The following is a 20,306-nucleotide window of genomic DNA, read 5'->3' as shown; positions in this document are numbered from 1 at the left end:
AGCGAAAGAGCTCACCACTCGGTTGACTGATAACTTCCAGATTTTAAAACCCGCCTCTTCAAGTTAATTGCGTATATGCTTAGTTTTATATTTACAATATTCTATCTTCCCATATACTATAAGCTGATGTTCCAGCAGTCACATGATTCCATGATATAGATTTATAGTTTAATGTAACTTTTTCATATGGCATCATATCATGATCATTTATAGAATGTGGGTATACACAGGAAATATCTGTGATAGTGGCTTCCGTAATTTTTACTTCGTAGAATAATTCTAATTGCCCTGTTTGGCTTGTTCTATAAAAAATAAAACCGCCATTCAGTGACTCATTCGAATCTATTGCCATTGCCAGTAGTGGTGATGACTTGTCGATTGGTTTGATGAACTGTATTGGCTGGTGACTCACGTTCTGCTGGCGTGAAATTGCATGATTCAGGCTGAGTACCTGTATTTGATCTTCGTGCCCTTTTTGATACCGATTCCCTATAGAATCAAGCGTTGAACACCCTGCGGAGATTAAACCTTGCTTCTTACCGTTTAAAGTTAAATAAATCATATATGACATAAAATTACCATCCTAGTCTTTTAGATATGAGAAAGATAAATTAACATACAAATTTAAATTTGCAATAGTCATTCAGGGGGTTCAGTGGAAGAATTGACAAAAATGTAAAGTTACTGAAACCTCAATAAGTTACTTAATCATATTTATCAAAAAGTACACTATTTGGTTATGTTGGAAAAAATCTATCAAAAGTGCTGTTCTAAGTTAATTATCAAATAGTTATAGACGTTAAGATAAACCACTAATATCTCAAACTTATCAAATTTGTCAGTTCTTCCACAGGATCCCAATTATAAATCAATATCATGGAACCATATACATCCGATTATAGCATATGGGAAGATAGAGTCTATTAACTAATAATACCAAACTAAGCATATAAAATATATTCTTAGTGACAAAATGAAATATCCTTAACATACTTGTTCGGAGCCATCCATGATGATTTACTACATGTTATATACCCCTCCAGTTTTAATTCATCATCAACATAAAAAGATAAAAATAAAGTAAGAAAAAAACCTATTATTGACACATATGAAATATATTCTCCAACTTTTCTATTAATAGATTTTGTTTTTCCCAATATTATTCTTAATAAAATATAACCAAGATAAATTAACACAGGGCTAAACCAAATAAATCCTGCGCTCTTCCATGAAAATGTAATGAAATTATCACGCCTAAAAAAACCGATATAATCACTCAATGAGAAAAATATAGATAATGCCTCCATAAAAAAAAGCAATAGCATACCTAAATATAATTTTTATTTACTTGTATTATCCACGACTATATCCACCCAACATATTAAAAAATTGATCTGCTGTAGGAGTTCCAATAGGTATAGTGTTCTTTTAGGATTTTTTAAATTTTTAATTATAGTTTCACTAATTTTAAAGTGATCATCTAACCAATATAAAGAAAACGAAACTAGAATTCCAATAGCAAAAACGCCAAGAGTTACAAGCATAAGACTCCCTCCTAAGGCTAAGATTGGAGTGACTACTAGACCCTTAACCGCCGAAGCAACGCCTATTGATACAGCTAATTTTGCACCATCCATTGTTAAGTTAACAAACAATTCAACTTTTAAATATTAACTCAATTAGTCTATATGCCGCTGAGAATACTACACCGAATCTAGCACCTTGGGCAATCCCACTTTCAATACCTAGCGTACCTACTCCAAAAGACACTATACGTGGATTATTAGCAAGATATCTTGTAGCGTTTAAATAGTTTCTTACTCCAGGATAACCTGTTAACTTTATATATCTTTTCCCATCCTTACCAGCATATTCTTTTGCATCTACACCGAAACTTCTTAAGTCATTTACTATTTTCGCCACCCCATAAGAATCATAGATATTACCAGAAAATGATGAAACTAGATCAGTATATGAATAGATAGTTTTAATATTATTCTTCCATGAATTATAGAAATTAGGGTCTAGTACTTTTAGATAAGCCATTGCTTCACCTTCTGATAAGAAAGCAATAACTTCTTGATTATTTTTAAACTGCCGCTCCAATTCCCATTCAATCTTTTTATATTTTAGATCTTCTATTTATTTTTTAAAATTAAGATGATCTTCATATTTATAATCATCTTCAACTAATGTTCTTAAGCGCGGTTCACATTTCATTTTACAACTCCATTTATATTATATATTTCATTTTAATTTTGTCTCATATTTTATCGGACTCGTCTATTTTTTCTTTAGCATTTCTAAATTATTGAGAACTGGATCAAGTTTCCCTGTCGGTGCATAACACTGTACTTTGAGTTGCTCGACGAGGCGATAAGTGCTGACTATTGCATTATAATTTCTGTCTACGCCTTCGCTAAAGAAAAATTTGGAACTAAAACCAGTAACAATCACTGTAGCCAGCATAGCCCCGCCAACAATCCCCCAAAAGGAGCGCTGAAGCCGATCATAACGCAATTTAAGGTTATCTTCTGCATTCTTGATATTTTTCACAAAGCCACTACCACGATCAGTCATTCGGTCAACCTGTGTGGCTATCGCGTCCATCTGTGCACCCGTTCTCTGCCGGACAGCCCCCACGATATCGGTTTGTTGGATAATGGCCATAATATTCTGGCCAAGTTCATTCGGTACGGTTTTAGCCAGTTCTCTAAACTGGAGCGCTGTCATATCCAATGAGTTTATGGCGCTCCGTTTAACCGCATCCAGCTCGGCCAAAACTTGGGTCATGTGCGCTTTCTGTGTCTCAATGTGGTTCAGCTCAGCCAGTTGTTTAGAGCATCAGTGGCCAGATTCAGTGAGGCTTTGGCCTCCACAATGGCATCAAAAGCAGCGGCTGTGGCTCAGGGGTTTGGTGGTCATGTTCGTCACAATCACCTGCTGTTCTTCCAGAATCGTGAGATAGCCAGCACTCGCGTCACTGCGGAGCTTTTATCACGATGGTTATTCAAAGCTCTGTTTATCCATTATGAAGAAATAATATTCATGTTGGCATTAACTTTGGCATGAATCAATGCTGATACACTCCAATATAGTTGGCTGAGTAAAAAAATAAAATAGAGCGCAGTAGAGAAAAAATACCCTGAATTAACAGGGTATTGTAGGAAAATTTTATGTTGGCATTGAGAACTCTGCGCCTTCACGTAGGTTAGCGGATGGCCAGCGTTGCGTAATAGTTTTACGACGAGTATAGAACCGCACACCATCAGGACCATAGGCGTAGAGATCACCAAACAATGAGTTTTTCCAGCCGCCAAAGCTATGGTAAGAAACAGGGACAGGCAGCGGGATATTGATCCCAACCATACCAACCTGAATACGATCGGCAAAATAGTTAGCTGCCTCTCCATCACGCGTATAGATACAAGTGCCGTTGCCATATTCGTGTTCATCGATAATATCCATCGCTTCCTGCATGGTTTTAACGCGAACGACTTGTAAAACGGGGCCAAAGATTTCTGCTTTATAGCTATCCATATCTGTAGTGACGTCATCAATCAATGTGGCACCGACAAAGAAGCCATTTTCATAACCAGAAACTTTCATGTTACGACCATCAACCAAAATTTTGGCGCCTTGCTGTTCAGCACTTGTAATATAACCGCATACTTTTTGCTGATGCTCGCGGGTAATGACGGGGCCAAAATCATTATTTTTATCACTATGAACCCCAATGGTCAGGGACTTCATGCGTTCTTGCAGCTGAGTGACCAACTGATCAGCAATTTCATCACCGATTGCCACTGCAACAGACAGTGCCATACAACGCTCACCTGATGAACCAAATGCAGCCCCTAAGAGTGAGTTTACTACATTCTCCATATCGGCATCTGGCATGACGATAGCGTGGTTTTTAGCCCCGCCAAGTGCTTGGCAACGTTTGCCGTTGGCTGTAGCGGTCGTGTAGATATACCGCGCGACGGGAGTTGATCCCACAAAACTGACTGCTTTTACCCGTTTGTCAGTTAGTAGTGTATCCACCACTTCTTTGTCACCATTGACGATGTTAAATACACCATCGGGTAGCCCCGCTTTTTTTAATAACTGGCCAATATACAGGGGAGCACTTGGATCACGTTCTGAGGGTTTCAGTACAAAGGTATTACCGCAAACCAGTGCGAGAGGGTACATCCACAGAGGAACCATCGCCGGGAAGTTAAATGGGGTAATCCCTGCAACAACACCCAATGGCTGGAAGTCGCTCCAGGAGTTGATTCCCGGCCCTACGTTTTTACTAAACTCTCCCTTCAAGATTTCAGGTGCTCCACAGGCATACTCAACATTTTCGATACCACGTTGGAGTTCACCTGCTGCATCATGAATAATCTTGCCATGCTCCTGACCAATCAAACGACAAATTTCATCAGCATGCTCTTCCAGCAGTTGCTTATAACGGAACATAATACGTGCCCGCTTTATTGGCGGAGTATCACGCCATTCAGGGAAAGCCGCTTGTGCTGCCGCAATCGCTTCTTCAGCGGTAGCCTTGGAGGCAATAGCAACCTGACGGCTGACTTCGCCAGTGGCAGGATTATAAATATCCTGTAAGCGTGAATGGATATCAGTAACCTTGCCGTTAATAAAATGTCCTACGATACTCATGGCCTTTTCTCCAGTAAATCAGTCATTAATTCCACAATTGCTTATAAATGGTTACCATTTCCGCAATGGTTGGAACTCGTGGATTATTACTCGGTGATCCGGATGCTTCCGCTTGTTTTGCCATTGTTTCCACAACCGCAAAAAAGCGTGTTTTATCAATGCCAAATTGCTCTGGTGTTGGCACGAAAAGCGCTTCATTTAAATCGACTAAAGTCGTTAGTAGTTTTTCACAGGCTACATTGTCGCTGTCTGTTGGTTTTGCAAAAGTTAGTGCGCGTGCACATTCGGCATAGCGCTCTTTGGCTGCATCTAAAGAAAACCGGGTGACAGCGGGAAGCAACATGGCGTTGGATAACCCATGTGGAACATGGAAGAAGGCACCAATAGGGCGGCTCATACCGTGTACTAATGCAACAGATGCGTTAGAGAATGCAATACCTGCCAAGGTCGAGCCTAGTATCATGGCCTCACGGGCAACTTTATTATTGCCATCGTGATAGACCTTGCGCAGGTTAGGGCCGATGAGTTTCATAGCGGCAATAGCCTGACTATCTGAATAGGGATTGGCTTTCTGGCTAACATAAGCTTCGATGGCATGAGTCATCGCATCAATGCCAGTATCTGCCGTAGTTCTTGCTGGAACGCTGATAGTCAGCTCATAGTCGATAATAGCGGCAATCGGCATGAATCCGGCACCTATGCAAAGTAATTTTTCATCGGTTTTTTCATCAGTAATAATGGTGACGCGAGTACATTCTGATCCTGTTCCCGCCGTCGTGGGAATGGCAATGATAGGAAGTCCCGGTTCATTGAATTGACGAGGGAAACGGTATTCATTGACTGTGCCGCCAAATTTACCCATCACAGCGATGGCTTTTGCACTGTCAATCGCGCTTCCGCCACCCAGTGCAATAACGGCATCAAACCGATCACTTTTCATTTTCTTAATTCCGGCCTGAATAGAGGCAGCCGTTGGCTCTGGTACTGTGTCAGTATAAACATCGCTTTCAATGCCAGCATCTTGCAAAATAGATTGCAGTTTATCTAGATAACCTAGCTGAACCATCACTTTGTCTGTCACGATCAGGGGTTTTTTACTGCGGATACTTTGCAGAACCTGCGGAAGACGGGTGATAGCCCCACCGCCTACTTCCATAATGCGAGGCAACACGATAGTGGACATATATAGCTCCTTATCTACATTAAGTACTCGTTTATCAAAATGAGCCGAATAACGAACCGAGAATAATGACCACAACGAGCCCCAGAAGCCCGGCTAATACAGTAACCATAAAAATGTCGAGATAGGAGCGTTTATGGGTTAATCCGCAGATCGCCTGTAATGAAATCACTGCTTTCTTGTTTTATTTGATTATTAAATCGCCCATTTTTCTATTTTTATCATTTTTTGATAATATTTGTATTATTAAATGATAATAAACATCAATCGAATATCGAAGGAAATGAAAGGAAAAAACGAAGCGATCACTTTACCTACAATCCCGTGTAAAGATCGACTTTTTAGTCATACCTCTAAATTTGGTTAAAAAAACACTTTACAAACGATAATAAGAACAATTATCATTATTATTACTTTCAGTGCACCACCTTCAGGGTCATGTGAAAGTACGACATTGCTCACATTGCTTCCAGTGTTTATTTTATAGCCAACTTGAATGTTGGCTTTTTTTTATACTTAACTCAGCTTAGCTACCATTCAAAAATTTTGAACTTTAAGATTAAATTTACAATCTTTTATATTTCAAGCCTTCAATTAGACTACAAAAAACATTGAGGGATTTTGAAAATGATCTACTTACGTAAAGCTTCAGAAAGAGGTCACGCCAATCACGGCTGGTTGGACAGTTGGCATACATTTTCATTTGCTGACTATTATGACGCCAATTTCATAGGGTTCTCTGCCCTTAGGGTGATTAACGAAGATGTGATTGATGCCGGGCAAGGGTTTGGCATGCATCCTCACAAGGATATGGAAATCCTGGCCTATGTGCTTTCCGGTACAGTCGAACATCGGGACAGTATGGGAAATCAGGGGCAAATTTCCGCCGGAGAGTTCCAGATTATGAGCGCAGGAACAGGTATCCGTCACTCTGAATATAATCCGCATGATAGTAGCAAACTTCACCTGTACCAAATCTGGATCATGCCGGAAAAAAATGACCTGTCTCCGCGCTACGAGCAACGCTGCTTTGATTCTGCCAAAGGTCGCCAGTTAATCCTTTCGCCCGATACTCGCGATGACTCGTTAAAAGTATTTCAGGATATGACTTTATGGCGTTGGGCACTGAAAAACGGCGAAACAGACGAATATAATATAGAAAAATCGCGAAAAATCTGGATTCAGGTTGTTCGTGGCGAAGTGACTATCAATGGCGTTCAGGCGACCACCAGCGATGGCATCGCTATCTGGGATGAATCTCATCTTCAATTAATTGCCAGCCAAGAGAGCGAAATCCTGCTGTTCGACCTGCCACCTAACTGATCGCTGATGAATGTTCGATGAATGAAAAAACCCTATCCAGCCAGATAGGGTCTTACGTGGTTTGCTGTGAATTTAACACGGCAACTATTACAGATTAGGCCCTGCTTTCACCAATGCAGCACCTGCGGCTGTATCAGTATATTTGTCAAAGTTATCGACAAAACGCTGTGCCAGATCTTTAGCCTTAACATCCCATTCAGATTTATCCGCATAGGTGTTACGTGGATCAAGAATGCCTGTATCCACGCCTGGCAATGCTGTCGGTACAGCCAAGTCAAAGATCGGCAGCTCAATGGTATCCACATCTTCAATATCACCATTCAGGATCGCATCGATAATCGCACGGGTATCTTTGATAGAGATGCGTTTGCCTGTGCCATTCCAGCCAGTATTGACCAGATAGGCTTTCGCACCTGATGCCTGCATCCGCTTAACTAGCACTTCTGCATACTGAGTCGGATGCAGTGACAGGAATGCCGCACCAAAGCAGGCAGAGAACGTTGGCGTAGGTTCTGTCACACCACGTTCAGTTCCCGCCAGCTTCGCCGTAAAACCAGATAGGAAGTGATACTGGGTCTGTTCTGGCGTCAGACGGGAGACCGGAGGCAATACACCGAAAGCGTCAGCGGTCAAGAAAATCACTTTAGTGGCATGTCCGGCTTTCGATACTGGCTTAACGATGTTTTCGATATGGTAGATAGGATAAGAAACGCGGGTATTTTCGGTCTTGGAACCGTCGTTAAAATCAACTGTGCCATCCGCCAGCACGGTAACGTTTTCCAGCAGAGCATCACGGCGGATCGCGTGGTAGATATCCGGCTCTGCTTCTTTGGAGAGGTTAATGGTTTTCGCGTAGCAGCCACCTTCGAAGTTAAACACGCCGTCATCATCCCAGCCGTGTTCATCATCACCAATCAGCTTGCGTTTCGGATCGGTGGAAAGTGTGGTTTTACCTGTACCAGACAAGCCGAAGAAAATGGCAACGTCGCCTTCTTCACCCACGTTGGCAGAGCAGTGCATGGATGCAATACCTTTCAATGGCAGCAGGTAGTTCATCATTGAGAACATCCCTTTTTTCATTTCGCCACCGTACCAAGTACCACCAATCAACTGCATGCGTTCAGTCAGGTTAAAGGCAACAAAGTTTTCAGAATTCAGCCCCTGCTCCTTCCACTGCGGGTTGGTGCATTTCGCCCCGTTCATTACAATAAAATCCGGGGTGAAGTTAACCAATTCTTCGTCCGATGGACGAATAAACATGTTTTTGACAAAATGAGCCTGCCACGCCACTTCGGTGATAAAACGTACTTTCAGGCGGGTATCTGCATTCGCGCCGCAAAATGCATCCACGACAAACAAACGTTTGCCTGAAAGCTGCTGTGTAACCAACCCTTTAAGCTGAGACCAAGTTTCCTGACTGAGCGGTTTGTTATCGTTTTTACCTTTTCCCTGATCAGCCCACCATACGGTATCGCACGTCACATCGTCGCGGACAATATATTTATCTTTGGGAGAACGCCCCGTGAAAATCCCCGTATCTACCGCAACTGCACCAAGATGGGTCAGTGTGCCACGCTCATACCCTTGCAGTGAGGGCTGAGTTTCTTCAGAGAATAACAATTCATAACTTGGGTTATAAACAATCTCGCTAACATCACAAATACCATAAACCGCAAGTTCCTGCGCAGTAATGCCTTTAACGCTCATGTGTTGCTCCTGATCAGTTACACTTTTTCTCTGCGGGAAATAATAAATAATTATGACTAATTAACAGCGATTGTTATCAAAAAATTGATAATTGCATTACTTTTTTTAGGTTTATATGAGACGCAGGACACGGAATGAAAGGATTAATGAACACATAAAAAAGGGCGTATATTACGCCCTGGAAAAATAATTAATCGCATCAGTGCAGCGATTCTTTTTTCACAATCTTTATTTCGCTGATATCTTTATCATTGAAAATATAGTGCATACCACAGAATTCACATTCCATATCGATTTTGCCATCTTTGAGCAAAATCTCCTGAAGATCAGCATCCGGCAGCGTCACCAGCGTATCAGCACAGCGTTGGTGAGAGCAGGTGCAGCGGAATTCAACCTGTTGAGGCTCATACAGCGTCACATCTTCTTCATGATAAAGACGATGCAAAATTTCTTTCACATCCAGCGTAAACAGCTCTTCTCCCTTGATGGTCGCAGTGAGTTGTACCAGATGATCAAGCAGGTCTTCGCTGCCTTCCTGTGCGCCGGGCAGGATCTGCAATAACATGCCACCCGCCGCCATTTTTCCATCCAGCATTCCTGTGCGGATAAACAGTCTGGTTGGCAACTGTTCCGACTGTTTGAAGTACGCATCTAGACATTCTGCCAGCGTCTCCCCTTCCAGCGCGACAACGCCCTGATAGCGCTCACCTTCTGTTGGCGTAACAGTAATAACCATATAACCATTGCCGACCATATCCCGCAGGCTGCTCGCAGCATCCACATCACCATCAATACGGGCAGTGCCCCGCATCTGCTGTTGATTATTACCATTAATGACCGCCAGTCTGACTGGCCCATCACCTTGAATCTGTACGGTGATATCTCCGTTGAATTTCAATGTGGCAGTCAATAGGCTGGTTGCGACCAACAATTCACCTAATAACTGCTGTACGGGCAGAGGGTAATGGTGATTTTCCATCATCCGCTGGTACGTTTCACTGACGGAAACGAGTTCTCCCCGGACAGAATGGCTTTCGAACAAAAAGCGGTGTAATTGATCATGCTTGGTCATAAATCTCTCTCATCTCACTGAGACGGTTATTCCGACTCGTTTAATTTCGTGTTCTTAAATTTAATCAGTGTACGCCGCTCTTTCTTATCGGGGCGGCGATCGGGGTGCGGCATCGTGAGCACATTCATTTTACGAGCCAATGCCGTTTTTTCCCGATTGATAATGCTTTTTTCCGTTTCCTGATAAAGTTGCTGGGCTTCAGTGGCGCTGCGTCTGTGACTGTTCAATGCTAAAACAGTCACTATTTTCTCTTCATTTCCCTGACGCAGTTTAATTTCTGCATTCAACTCAACCAGTTTACTCGGCTTACTCCGCTGCCCATTATAATGAACTTTTCCCCCATCAATCATTTCACGCGCGATGGAGCGTGTTTTGTAAAAACGGGCAGCCCAGAGCCATTTATCGAGGCGCACAGTCTGATCGGTGTCTGAATTCGGCATGGTTGTTTCTCCCAAATGTCTAATCGAAGCTGGCAAAAAACGGATTGAGGGTAACACAGCCCGCAGACTCATCGCTAATCCATCGGCGGCTGTTTCGAGTTGAAACAATTGTCGTAGTACTGGCCTATGCGCTGGAGCCGCACCTTGTTTCTCTGCCTTTTGCTTATCATCAGAATGGCATTGATGCTCAATATCGCCATGAGTATTGCCAGGAAGAAGCTGCTTCCCAAATAACGAATAAGAGTCACGGAATCGGGTTCACTATGCAAGGTGATACGGCGAGTCCCATTCGCGTCTTCGGACAATTTCGTCACAATTCCGACAGCTTCAAATGGAGCACTCAACAATATGTCAGCTAGCCGCTGTAATTCCCTCCACTGATCCAGTGCGCTGTATTCATAGGCAAGAAATGATGAATAAGGCAATTCAACCAACTGATTCCCTTCCTCGCTGATCAGCAGGACGCCTCCCGGCGATGGGCTGTTCAGGAGCATGCTTATTTTATCAATTTCCCGATAAATAAATGATGCTGTGGTAGTATTAACTAACTTTTCCAGTGCATCTGCACTTACTGAACGTAATAATACTTTGGTTCCATTCAGTTTCCCTCTTTCAGCCTGTTTCAATAGATCATCCCAATCCTCAGCATTGCTCAGATTGACCAGTGCGCTTTTCAGACGAATACAATCAATCTCGTCCATACACAAATTATGCGTCTTCAAGATGACTTGCGAAAAATTGTCGAGTAGTGTCATACCCGATTTCGCAATGGCTTCATTCAGGCCAGGGTTGGTTTTCCGGCTACGTTCAATTGGGTGTAATTGCTCATTGACCGTTGTAATCAATGTTGATGCATTTTCGATAATGTCTGATTCCGGCATGGGCAATGGGCTATCGTTATTCCAGTAGATGCCAGTGCAGTCAAACGCGGCAAATATATGTTTGATTCCACTGGGATTATCATTCAGTCTGGGTGGTGTGTAGCACATCCCGATGCCTTTGACTCGCAGTACATCACCTTCCTTCAGAGGCATATTTTGCAGTTCAGTAACGCTGGTGATGACTTGGGTATTGCTGCCATGCAGCCATGCAAAACTGAGCCGCATAGATAAGCTCACGGGCTGGTAAAAATAAAGTACCAACAGGGCAAAAATGGAAAAAACCACCAGTATCAGATTTTTTCTATGGCGCTGATAAGGATAGTGTTTTTCTTCCTCATGCAATGAGAGGTAGCGCCCCTGCCGAACGACATGGCAATTGGTATATATATCAACTTCAGTATTTCGGTCAAGCTCATGAACGACATACGGTTCCCAATGTGAGGGATAGAGAAGATCAATACCACCCAGAGAGATATTCCTCCGCTGTTCCGGTTCAGATTCACTGAATATCCCCCAACGTTTCGGAATACCACTGAAGCAGCTAATATTCAACAAGTTACGCGAAGAAGATGGCCTGAAAATCGGCCAGAAGCTGGCAATCAGAAACAGAACAGCAGCCAACATTAGCCACGGTAATATGGGCGTTGGCATGAAAAGAGCCAAAAACCAGAACGACAAGCCAATACACATGAGAATGCCTTCCAGAATGCCTGTTGAATGACGCAGACGATTCTCTTCTGGCGTTTCCTTGCGGATATACAAAAAATTGGCACTGGAATTGCCATTTTTCTGGATTGAAGCCTGTGCCGTTTGTTTCACGATTGGCGCAATGGACAGATCTTGCTGATAATCTTTCAGGAAGTGGCCATTCACGGCAATCACAAGAGGCATGGATGTGGTCTGAACAATCTCAATCGTATTCTGCTGCTTGATGAATGACTCAAGTAACGCAGGAAGATGTATCTCTATTTCATCAACATAATAGCGCCAATGCTGCGATTCATCAGTGGCGGCAGAAAAGCGGTTGATGGTGTGATTGATGGTATAAACCGTATCATTTTTGACAGGCAGTGCTGGTTGGCCTGATCTGTGGCTCCTATCTGGCTGCATCAGGGGCAGGACATTTTGCAAATAAGAGTCAATTGCCTGATATTCATCAGCATTCAGCTTACGATGGGCTGTTTTGGCGATTGACGGTAGATAACGCGCGTTATCAGGCCGCTTCCATCTGAAAGTCAGAAAGGAAGCCATTATAATCAGGCTAGTGATAAAAATAGCCAATATAATGACTAGTGAACTCATTTCTTCTCCACGCCCATGACAGCAATAAAGAGACTGGCAGAATAACAACCTAGCAAAATACGCAGATTCAGGCTATTTCTATTCTTGCCTTCTATTTTTAATTTTATTAACAAAATGTTAAATAAATTTTATTACACCATTTCGCAAAATAAAGCCTTTTGTGCAGCAGCAAGATAGCAACAAAAATACATACAAGCGATAATCGCTGTCATTTACTGGCATAATCGGCCATATTAAAGCAAAGTTTGGATGCGTATCCAATTTCATCACAAAAATTGAATTTACCAATAATCTTTCGGTGATTGGATGCATCATTTTTCAATTAGCCAGTGTATGGCAACCATTAGGGGCAAGCATGATTGATCAGAAGAAACCTAAAATATTGAATATAAATGACGTTGCCCATTCCCGTTTATTCAATATTCAGTCTGTTAATCTTGAGTTCAGCAATGGCGTAAAGCGACTTTATGAACGCATGAAACCCTCCAATCGTGAAGCAGTACTGATCATTCCCGTGATCGGCGATGAGTTACTCCTTATCCGCGAGTATGCCGTTGGCATTGAACAATACGAATTGGGTTTTCCTAAAGGTGCCATTGATGCAGGAGAAAGCCCCCTTGAAGCAGCCAATCGTGAACTGAAGGAAGAAGTGGGATTCGGGGCAGCCAAACTGGAACTGCTGACGAAACTGACAATGGCTCCTTCCTATTTTTCCAGCAGGATGAATATTGTCATTGCTCAAGATCTTTATCCCGAACGTTTGGAAGGAGATGAGCCAGAACCACTAGTACAGGTTCGCTGGCCAATCGCAGATATGATGTCTTTGCTGGAACATCCCGATTTCAACGAAGCCAGAAACGTCAGTGCCCTGTTTTTTGCACAGCGATACCTGCAAGCATCAAGCAATGGAACGCGTTAAAACCTATCCCAATCGACAGGTATGTGCCTTCAAGTTTCTGCTTTTGCTGGCTGCGTTTACTCCCCAGTCACATGGTTATCTATATGCCTGGGAATTCACTCACTTGTCATCGCGCTACAACTTGAAATCTATTTGCGATAAAAGATAACGCCTCTTAATATTAATCCTGTCCCCATTTTAAGCCGCCAATCTGACAAAAAACATCAATCACTTAAACTAAATTAATTAAAATAATTACCATAAATAATATGGGTAAAAAGCTTTTCCCTTTATTAAAAATAATTAATAAATATATTTATTATATCGTTAATATTAATAAATATGATCGTCATTAATCCCCAATAAAAAACCTTCTTTCTATTGATTAATAAAACACTTAATCCAGCCAATTGAAATCAAGTGTTTTTTTTAAAAAACGATCAGATCCAAAATATATTTTAGGCTGGATAGCAATCATTGACAGGCCATAGTGTAACCCTACCAATCTGCCAAAAAACATAAACCTGCGTTATGGATTGGTAATGAGAATAAGTTCTCTAATTCATCACACTTTCTATTTAAAAGGTATGATTTATGGCCAATATTCTGGAATCAAGAACCAGCTATAAGACGCTTTTTAATGATAATCAAGATCTCTACTGTCTGCCGGGTTTACCCGAAACCAATGATGGGCCTCTGGCCTATCTGGTTGATTTGTATCAGCAGACTCGACTGTTTGAGAGCGAGGCTGACAAAGACAGTGTCCGATTTCTCAGCCAAAGATGTCCCGATATCGAAACACTGTTGCTTGATAGTACAAACCTCAATAAAACCAGTAGCCTATTACCATTGATCATTGAAGCCTTGGCCCAAAAGGTCAAGGCGCATATCAACAAGAACCAGCCTTTGACCAATTCACTGGCAGAGATTCACTATCCGCTTGCACTGCCGTTTCATTTTCCGCTGAAACAAACCATCGCAGTGTTGGCAGAAAAAGAGCTCCCATTGCTTGAACTGATCCAACAGGCCGATCGCCAATATCCCAATTTTATCGATAACAATCTGAGTTCAGACTCGCTGCAAACAGCCATGATGGTCAGCAGTTCGCTGGCACCGAAACTTCAGACGCTGCTACAGGAAAAATCGCAAAGCGACCAAAAAGATTTCTTTGCCAAATATTACGGCGTTAAAGGGGATGCAGCCGAGGCCGCGTTATCTTTATCTCGTCTCACCGTCTTTACCCAGCAAACCAACCTGAGTTCTCAAGAAGCGGAACGGCTTTTCGCCATCAATGGGCTGTCTGACAATAAAATCACCCACAGTATCGTCACCTATTCCAGCAATGTCGCCAAGCCCACTAATGCGGGTAAACAGTTCCCTTCCGGTGCCAACTACGCAGCTTCATTCATCAATGCCGGCACCGAACCGGCCATCTATCTGGCAAAAACCGTAGACCCGAAAACAGCAAAAGATGTCGTTTTGCTCAAAGAAATCAGCAATGACAATTTCGATCGCATTCAGCGTTTCCTGCATATCCAGAAAGCACTGAAACTGACGTCTGAACAGCTTGATCTGCTGTTGGTAACCGCCCGACAAGCTGAAAAACAACAGGATTTCGCCATTACTGAAGCAACGTTACGTGCTTTGGGCGTTTTCCTGCATTTCCAACAGGAATACAGCACCACAGCCGAGCAATTTGCAGCCTTTATCGGCCAAATTACCCCCTATTCGCTCGAAAACAAACTGTCATTTTTTGATCGTTTGTTCAATGCTTCCGGTCTGTCACAGCAGGCAGCATCGTCTTCAGTACTGGTTTTAGACAATCAGGAATTCGATCCCTCCACGATCGAAGGGCTGGACGCATTAACCGTCAATCAATTGTGTGCTGGCCTGAAGATCGATGATGCGACCTGTCAGATTTTACTCAGCTTAATCATGCAGGCACAAACGCTGACCAAACCCAAACGCTCACTGGATGTGGTATCGGCGCTGTACCGGCTGGTTGAATTACCGCGCCTGCTGAAGTTGCCCGTCAAAGAAGGTTTGGGATTGTTGTTATTGTTGAACAACGATAATCCGAACTACCTGCAACAACTGGCCGGAGTGCCCGTATTAAGTAAAAATGCCGAAGATATTGATATCCTTGATGTGATGGTCCGTGTCATGAATGCTGCACAATGGATAAAACGCCATGAGCTGTCTACATTATCCCTGAATCTATTACTGACACCTTATCAACCCGACGCCAATGGTGTGACTAGCGAAGATATTGAGAATATCGACTGGCTCAAAAAAGTGATCTCCATTCTGCCCGATCAACAATATGCCTTGCTGAGTGAAGATAAAATTGCGGCGGCCATGATGGGATTTCAGGCCAAGCAAATCCCGGTTAATTGGATGAAATCGTTTTCCGAACTGGTTGATGAAAACATGGGAATTATTCAGGGTGATCTAGTTTCAGCAGACAATAGCGCGGAAAAAGCCTTGTCTGAAAAGGTTGGAAAAATCCTGCAAGAACTGGCAGAAGAAGAAGCCTGGAAAGCTCAAGGAGATACGTGGACTCAAATTTTGACAGTTCTGATCCGCGATGCCTTTATCGCTCAGCAAGATCTGGTGATTAAAGCCATCAGCCATGCGTTTAATCTTGATGAAACCCTCTCTTTGCCATTATTACTGTGGACAGGCAACAATCAGGCGACTTTCCTGCGCGATTCCATCTCATTGGCAACTCCAGCCGGCGATCCCCAATTGAAGGCAAAAGCCGTCGCCACATGGTACGACCTCAACCGCTACACCGCGATTGTCAAATCATTCAAATTGACAGCAAAAACGATACAGGCGCTAATCGGGAATCCAGACTGGTTTGGATTGCATCTGCCCGACGATAAGCTACGCGATCTTGATCTCACCTTCTTGCATCGACTGAGCCGTTATGGTGATTGGCTGGATTTATTAGCCAATCACAAAACTGAAGACGACGTACTCTATTATCTGAGCCAAGCCAATCAAATAGGCCAAACGCCACCGCTGGATAACATCTGGACAACCGAGGTTGGACGAGCAAAGAAATCCAACAGGTCACAAATGGCTTCGAGCATAACGTGGCACAAAATGTTATCGGCATCAGCACGATTATGCGCGTCAAAGTATTGGCCGAGAAAAGTGACATCTCTGCCCAGCCCCTGCTGGATGTTGCCAAGCTATCGAACCAATCCGACTATGATCACTGGCAACAAGTCAGCAGCGCACTGTTTGCCGCCTGCACACAGGAAGAACAAACCAAACTGGAAGGTTCTCTCAATGAACTGTGGCGTGATGCCCTTATTGAGTATCTGCTGGGACAATGGGCGCCATCGGATGATAATTTATCCGATATCACCACCGTTGAAGACTTATCAAATTACTTCTTGACCGATTTGCAAGTTGCCACAGAGGTCAGCACCAGCAGAGTGGCTTTCGCTATCGCCAGTTTACAACGCTATCTGTTCCGCCTGTTTTCCCGTCTGGAAACGGGCTATGGCGTACAAACCATCAGTGATGAGCGCATTGAACACTGGAACCGTAACCTGAGCCAATATGGTCACTGGCAGGCATGGCAGAAGCAAAGAAACTTCCCTGAAAACTTTATCGACCCTGCCCGCAGGCTACGTAAAACCCGTGCTTTTGCGGATTTGGAAAATGATTTGGGGCAGTCCAGATTGAACAACAATATGATCCAGACGGCTATCCTGCGTTATTTAACCGAGTTTGAGCGGATCAGTAATCTGCAACTGGTCAGTGGGTATATTGATGGCACTGATCCGGAAAATGATTATTATCACTTTATCGGTAAAAACAACGCTGAACCGGTGGAGTATTACTGGCGCACTCTTGATATCAAGATGCGTGATGACAATGATCGGATCAGCCCATTGGCATGGAGTGAATGGGAGAAAATCACCCTGTCACTGCCAGGAACGTTACTGGCTCTGCGTCCAATCGTGATTTCTGGCCGCCAATATACTATTTGGGTTGAACGGGAAGCCAGCCCGCTGATGAGCGCAGATCAAAAACCATCGGATTATCGCGCCATCAACGTAAAATTCACCTATAAGCAAAGCAACGGTGAGTGGAGCGCACCGAATACCCTGTTCCGACTGGATGGTACCGATTCCAAAGGCGAATACCCGACAAAAGATGGTAAACGTGTCCCCGATAACGAAAACCCGTATCTGAAAGATGAAAAATACAAACCGGGGCTGATCGCAATGGTGGATATACAACGCGAAGGCGATCCGTGGATGGGCGTCTTGCTGTATGACACCACAAAAACAGACAGTAGTGTCTGGAAGAAAAACCAAGACTATTTCCTTGAACTGCGCGACTTACTGCTGGTGGATAAAAAAGCACTCAATAACCAAGATGAAAATACACTTATCTCATCTTGGTACAAAATTTTTAAAAACTCTGACACATTGCAGCACCATTACGTGGGTACTGAGAAATTTATCGAATACAAAGCAAGTGAAGACAATAAGAACCTCATATTGAAGTTAGACGCTAAACTCAGCGGAGATAAAACCAAACTGATTCTGACAGGGACAAATACTTTGATTAAAAGGAATCCCAAAGGATACGGTACAAAATTTAAAATTTTCAATAATATAGAATTTTTGTCAAAACTTCCTACCGAAGACTTTGATGGCACTATTAAAGTTGATAATTCTGACAAGGAATCAATCAAGATACATATTCCTGCCAGTCAAACCAGTCTGAAAACATTCCATCTTACCTGGCAAGGGGATCAAGCACCAACATCAACATTTACTGTATCTTATGGCAGCATCATACTTTTTACTGTGTCTCCTAATGAATGGAAAGACAATACCGTGACTAAACTCGCTGAGTTGAATTGGCTCAATGGTATAGTTTCTCAGCGAAGTGAAACATGGAAACCAGATACGTCAGCACTTGTTGTCACAACAAAGAATAAAGGTTCAAGAGGTAGGAGGACATTTGATGTCCTTTATAATTGGGAATACACAAAATCAAAATTGACACTGACGCTTGATACACCTTCAGGCACAGCCCCAACAATTAAGGAAGTAATACTCAATGGTAGTGCCACCACGGAAGAAATCACTATCCCGATCCGTGCTAATATCGACGAATATTCCTTCACACTATCCGCAACATTAGAAACCGAGTATTCAGGTGCTAACCAACCTCTAGACTATACAGGTACAGTCTCAAATAAATACCAGATCATCGTAAGAGAAAGCGATAGGATCCCTGTTATCACCTTAAGCAGGAATACAAAACAGGCACAATATCTGGACATTACGAGCCTTGGATTCCGCTCCACCGCCATCAGATTAAATACCTTGTTTGGCAAACAATTAGTCGCCCGGGCAACGCAATCCATTGAGCAGGTTTTGTCATGGGATACCCAATCACTGCTAGAACCGACGTTAGATGACAGTACATCATCAACACCAATAGACTTTAGCGGTGCCAACGGAATATATTTCTGGGAGTTATTCTTCCACCTGCCTTTCTTGGTAACTTATCGGCTTAGCGAAGAACAGCGTTTCTACGATGCCCGACGCTGGCTACTCAACTATCTGTTTGATCCCTATGGGTCAATGCAGATGTGGAATTCTCGCCCTATCATCGAAAATGGCAGTAACCTGCCCCCGTCAGTGAAAGAAGACGACTCTGATACCATTGCTTACAGCCTGCCAGTGTATTACCAAAAAACGCTGTTCCATTTTCAGATCACACTCTGGATACAGGAGGGAGATAACCTTTACCGCCAACTAACCCGAGACAGCCTGAACAAAGCAAGTTTATGCTATCAACAGGCACTACAACTGCTCGGTACATTACCGGAAGGTTTGGATGTCACCGGCTGGTATCCTGTCACCCTTGAACAGATCAAGGCAGACTTTGAACCCGATGTTAGGGTCGTTGATGGCCGAAGCAAGCTGGCGTTATGAAGTGGGGGATTATCAGCGCAGAGGCTTTATCAAAACTACGGCGTGGAATGATTCTTATCGTGGCCTGTTGGCGGGCGAATCATTGCAGTTGGATCTGCTGCAAATGGAAAATGCGTGGCTACAGCGCAATGAACGCCGCATGAATATCAAGAAAACCATCTCCCTCAGCGAGTTGCTGACAGCGCATGAATTACAGAATCAAATTGAAAAAAAACAGGTGGTCAGCTTTACACTGAATCCCAAGCTATTTGATACCAATTACCCCGGGCATTACCTGCGTCAGATCAAACGGATTTCCGTGTCAATTTCGCTGAGTACCTTGAGCGTCACACCTATCCTGTCACCAGAAATCAGTGCCGTCCTGACCCAGACGGGCAGTTCAACGCTGACCAGCGCGGATCTTGAAGGAATAAACTGGCTTTATGACCCCAGCAGAAAAGCAGGCAACAATAAGAATATTGTTACCAATCTGCGCGCCCAGCAGCAGATCGCCCTCTCTTCCCTAAGTGAAGATGATGGCAGTGTGGCAAAAGAGAACTGGCTGTACACCCTGATGTTTGATGATGACCGTTACCTGCCATTTGAAGGCACCGGAGCCATTTCAACATGGACGCTGGCATTCCCAGATAAGCAGGTGATCAATAAAATATTCCGTGATCCTCTGCTACCACTGGCCTCATGGCGGTTAAAAGATATCAACATTCATGTGCATTATACGGCCGTGGATGGGGGTAAACAGTTTACCAAAGCCGTCAAAGATAAAGTGGGTAATAAGTAATCCAATAGAGCACAGATGTTGATAAGCTGATAATAATGAAAAGCCCCGTCAGTTTCCCGACAAGGCTTTTTTCCTTGATTCC

At 43.2% G+C, this 20,306-nt stretch carries 17 protein-coding genes; 6 read left to right on the top strand and 11 right to left on the bottom strand.

From position 1 onward, the window contains the following. Nucleotides 1-91 precede the first annotated feature (91 nt). The 5 genes from NXS07_RS11660 to NXS07_RS11640 all read right to left on the bottom strand — a co-directional run bounded on the left by NXS07_RS11660 (nucleotide 92) and on the right by NXS07_RS11640 (nucleotide 2,793). Nucleotides 92-571, bottom strand: a complete 480-nt coding sequence (locus NXS07_RS11660; RefSeq protein ID WP_038224215.1) for an Hcp family type VI secretion system effector — start codon at nucleotides 569-571, stop codon at nucleotides 92-94. A gap of 391 nt (nucleotides 572-962) precedes the next feature. Then, complete coding sequence (locus NXS07_RS11655; RefSeq protein ID WP_258086785.1) at nucleotides 963-1,307, bottom strand: DUF1240 domain-containing protein; 345 nt, start codon at nucleotides 1,305-1,307, stop codon at nucleotides 963-965. Between the two features lie 33 nt (nucleotides 1,308-1,340). Next, nucleotides 1,341-1,637 carry a hypothetical protein gene (locus tag NXS07_RS11650; RefSeq protein WP_258086784.1) on the bottom strand — a complete coding sequence of 99 codons (297 nt, stop codon included), beginning with the start codon at nucleotides 1,635-1,637 and terminating at the stop codon, nucleotides 1,341-1,343. 19 nt (nucleotides 1,638-1,656) lie between these two features. After that, nucleotides 1,657-2,106 carry a hypothetical protein gene (locus NXS07_RS11645; RefSeq protein WP_258086783.1) on the bottom strand — a complete coding sequence of 150 codons (450 nt, stop codon included), beginning with the start codon at nucleotides 2,104-2,106 and terminating at the stop codon, nucleotides 1,657-1,659. Nucleotides 2,107-2,283: 177 nt separating this feature from the next. Next, nucleotides 2,284-2,793 (bottom strand): hypothetical protein, encoded by a 510-nt coding sequence (locus tag NXS07_RS11640; protein ID WP_038224219.1) that lies wholly within the window; start codon nucleotides 2,791-2,793, stop codon nucleotides 2,284-2,286. Nucleotides 2,794-2,880: 87 nt separating this feature from the next. On the opposite strand from NXS07_RS11640, the gene NXS07_RS11635 reads away from it, so the two are divergent. After that, on the top strand, nucleotides 2,881-3,072 hold the full coding sequence (locus NXS07_RS11635; protein WP_155399049.1) for a hypothetical protein: 192 nt from the start codon (nucleotides 2,881-2,883) through the stop codon (nucleotides 3,070-3,072). A gap of 102 nt (nucleotides 3,073-3,174) precedes the next feature. On the opposite strand, the gene NXS07_RS11630 is transcribed toward NXS07_RS11635, so the two are convergent. Both NXS07_RS11630 and NXS07_RS11625 read right to left on the bottom strand, forming a co-directional pair. Beyond that, entirely contained in the window at nucleotides 3,175-4,665 is a 1,491-nt protein-coding gene (locus NXS07_RS11630; RefSeq protein WP_038208785.1) for a CoA-acylating methylmalonate-semialdehyde dehydrogenase, read from the bottom strand. Between the two features lie 25 nt (nucleotides 4,666-4,690). Next, nucleotides 4,691-5,848 (bottom strand): iron-containing alcohol dehydrogenase, encoded by a 1,158-nt coding sequence (locus NXS07_RS11625; RefSeq protein WP_038208787.1) that lies wholly within the window; start codon nucleotides 5,846-5,848, stop codon nucleotides 4,691-4,693. A gap of 624 nt (nucleotides 5,849-6,472) precedes the next feature. Between NXS07_RS11625 and NXS07_RS11620 the strand changes: the two genes are divergently transcribed. Then, nucleotides 6,473-7,168: a pirin family protein gene (locus NXS07_RS11620; RefSeq protein WP_258086782.1), complete on the top strand. Its 696-nt coding sequence runs from the start codon at nucleotides 6,473-6,475 to the stop codon at nucleotides 7,166-7,168. 87 nt (nucleotides 7,169-7,255) lie between these two features. Here NXS07_RS11620 and pckA read toward each other — a convergent pair whose 3' ends face one another. From pckA to NXS07_RS11600, 4 genes are all read right to left on the bottom strand, one after another. After that, nucleotides 7,256-8,875, bottom strand: a complete 1,620-nt coding sequence (gene pckA, locus NXS07_RS11615; RefSeq protein ID WP_258086781.1) for a phosphoenolpyruvate carboxykinase (ATP) — start codon at nucleotides 8,873-8,875, stop codon at nucleotides 7,256-7,258. Between the two features lie 199 nt (nucleotides 8,876-9,074). After that, nucleotides 9,075-9,947 (bottom strand): Hsp33 family molecular chaperone HslO, encoded by an 873-nt coding sequence (gene hslO / locus NXS07_RS11610; protein WP_038208796.1) that lies wholly within the window; start codon nucleotides 9,945-9,947, stop codon nucleotides 9,075-9,077. Between the two features lie 26 nt (nucleotides 9,948-9,973). Then, the gene (gene hslR / locus NXS07_RS11605) at nucleotides 9,974-10,387 is read right to left on the bottom strand and encodes a ribosome-associated heat shock protein Hsp15 (RefSeq protein WP_038208841.1); all 414 of its coding nucleotides are present in this window, start codon (nucleotides 10,385-10,387) and stop codon (nucleotides 9,974-9,976) included. A 74-nt stretch (nucleotides 10,388-10,461) separates the two neighbouring features. After that, on the bottom strand, nucleotides 10,462-12,570 hold the full coding sequence (locus NXS07_RS11600; RefSeq protein ID WP_258086780.1) for an IgaA/UmoB family intracellular growth attenuator: 2,109 nt from the start codon (nucleotides 12,568-12,570) through the stop codon (nucleotides 10,462-10,464). A 355-nt stretch (nucleotides 12,571-12,925) separates the two neighbouring features. Here NXS07_RS11600 and nudE point away from each other — a divergent pair, with 355 nt between their 5' ends. The 4 genes from nudE (at nucleotide 12,926) to NXS07_RS11580 (ending at nucleotide 20,224) form a co-directional block, all read left to right on the top strand. Continuing rightward, complete coding sequence (gene nudE / locus NXS07_RS11595; protein WP_038208802.1) at nucleotides 12,926-13,489, top strand: ADP compounds hydrolase NudE; 564 nt, start codon at nucleotides 12,926-12,928, stop codon at nucleotides 13,487-13,489. A gap of 573 nt (nucleotides 13,490-14,062) precedes the next feature. Further along, a complete protein-coding gene (locus tag NXS07_RS11590) occupies nucleotides 14,063-16,879 on the top strand; it encodes a Tc toxin subunit A (RefSeq protein ID WP_258086779.1) in 2,817 nt (938 codons plus the stop codon). Then, the gene (locus tag NXS07_RS11585; protein ID WP_308686606.1) at nucleotides 16,774-19,446 is read left to right on the top strand and encodes a neuraminidase-like domain-containing protein; all 2,673 of its coding nucleotides are present in this window, start codon (nucleotides 16,774-16,776) and stop codon (nucleotides 19,444-19,446) included. The genes NXS07_RS11590 and NXS07_RS11585 overlap by 106 nt, the downstream gene beginning before the upstream one ends. Further along, nucleotides 19,421-20,224 carry a Tc toxin subunit A-related protein gene (locus NXS07_RS11580; RefSeq protein WP_258086778.1) on the top strand — a complete coding sequence of 268 codons (804 nt, stop codon included), beginning with the start codon at nucleotides 19,421-19,423 and terminating at the stop codon, nucleotides 20,222-20,224. The genes NXS07_RS11585 and NXS07_RS11580 overlap by 26 nt, the downstream gene beginning before the upstream one ends. Nucleotides 20,225-20,306 lie beyond the last annotated feature (82 nt).

The organism is Xenorhabdus bovienii, assembly GCF_024721015.1.
Taxonomy (GTDB): Bacteria; Pseudomonadota; Gammaproteobacteria; order Enterobacterales; family Enterobacteriaceae; genus Xenorhabdus; species Xenorhabdus bovienii.
This window is presented reverse-complemented; position numbering and strand designations above follow the sequence as displayed.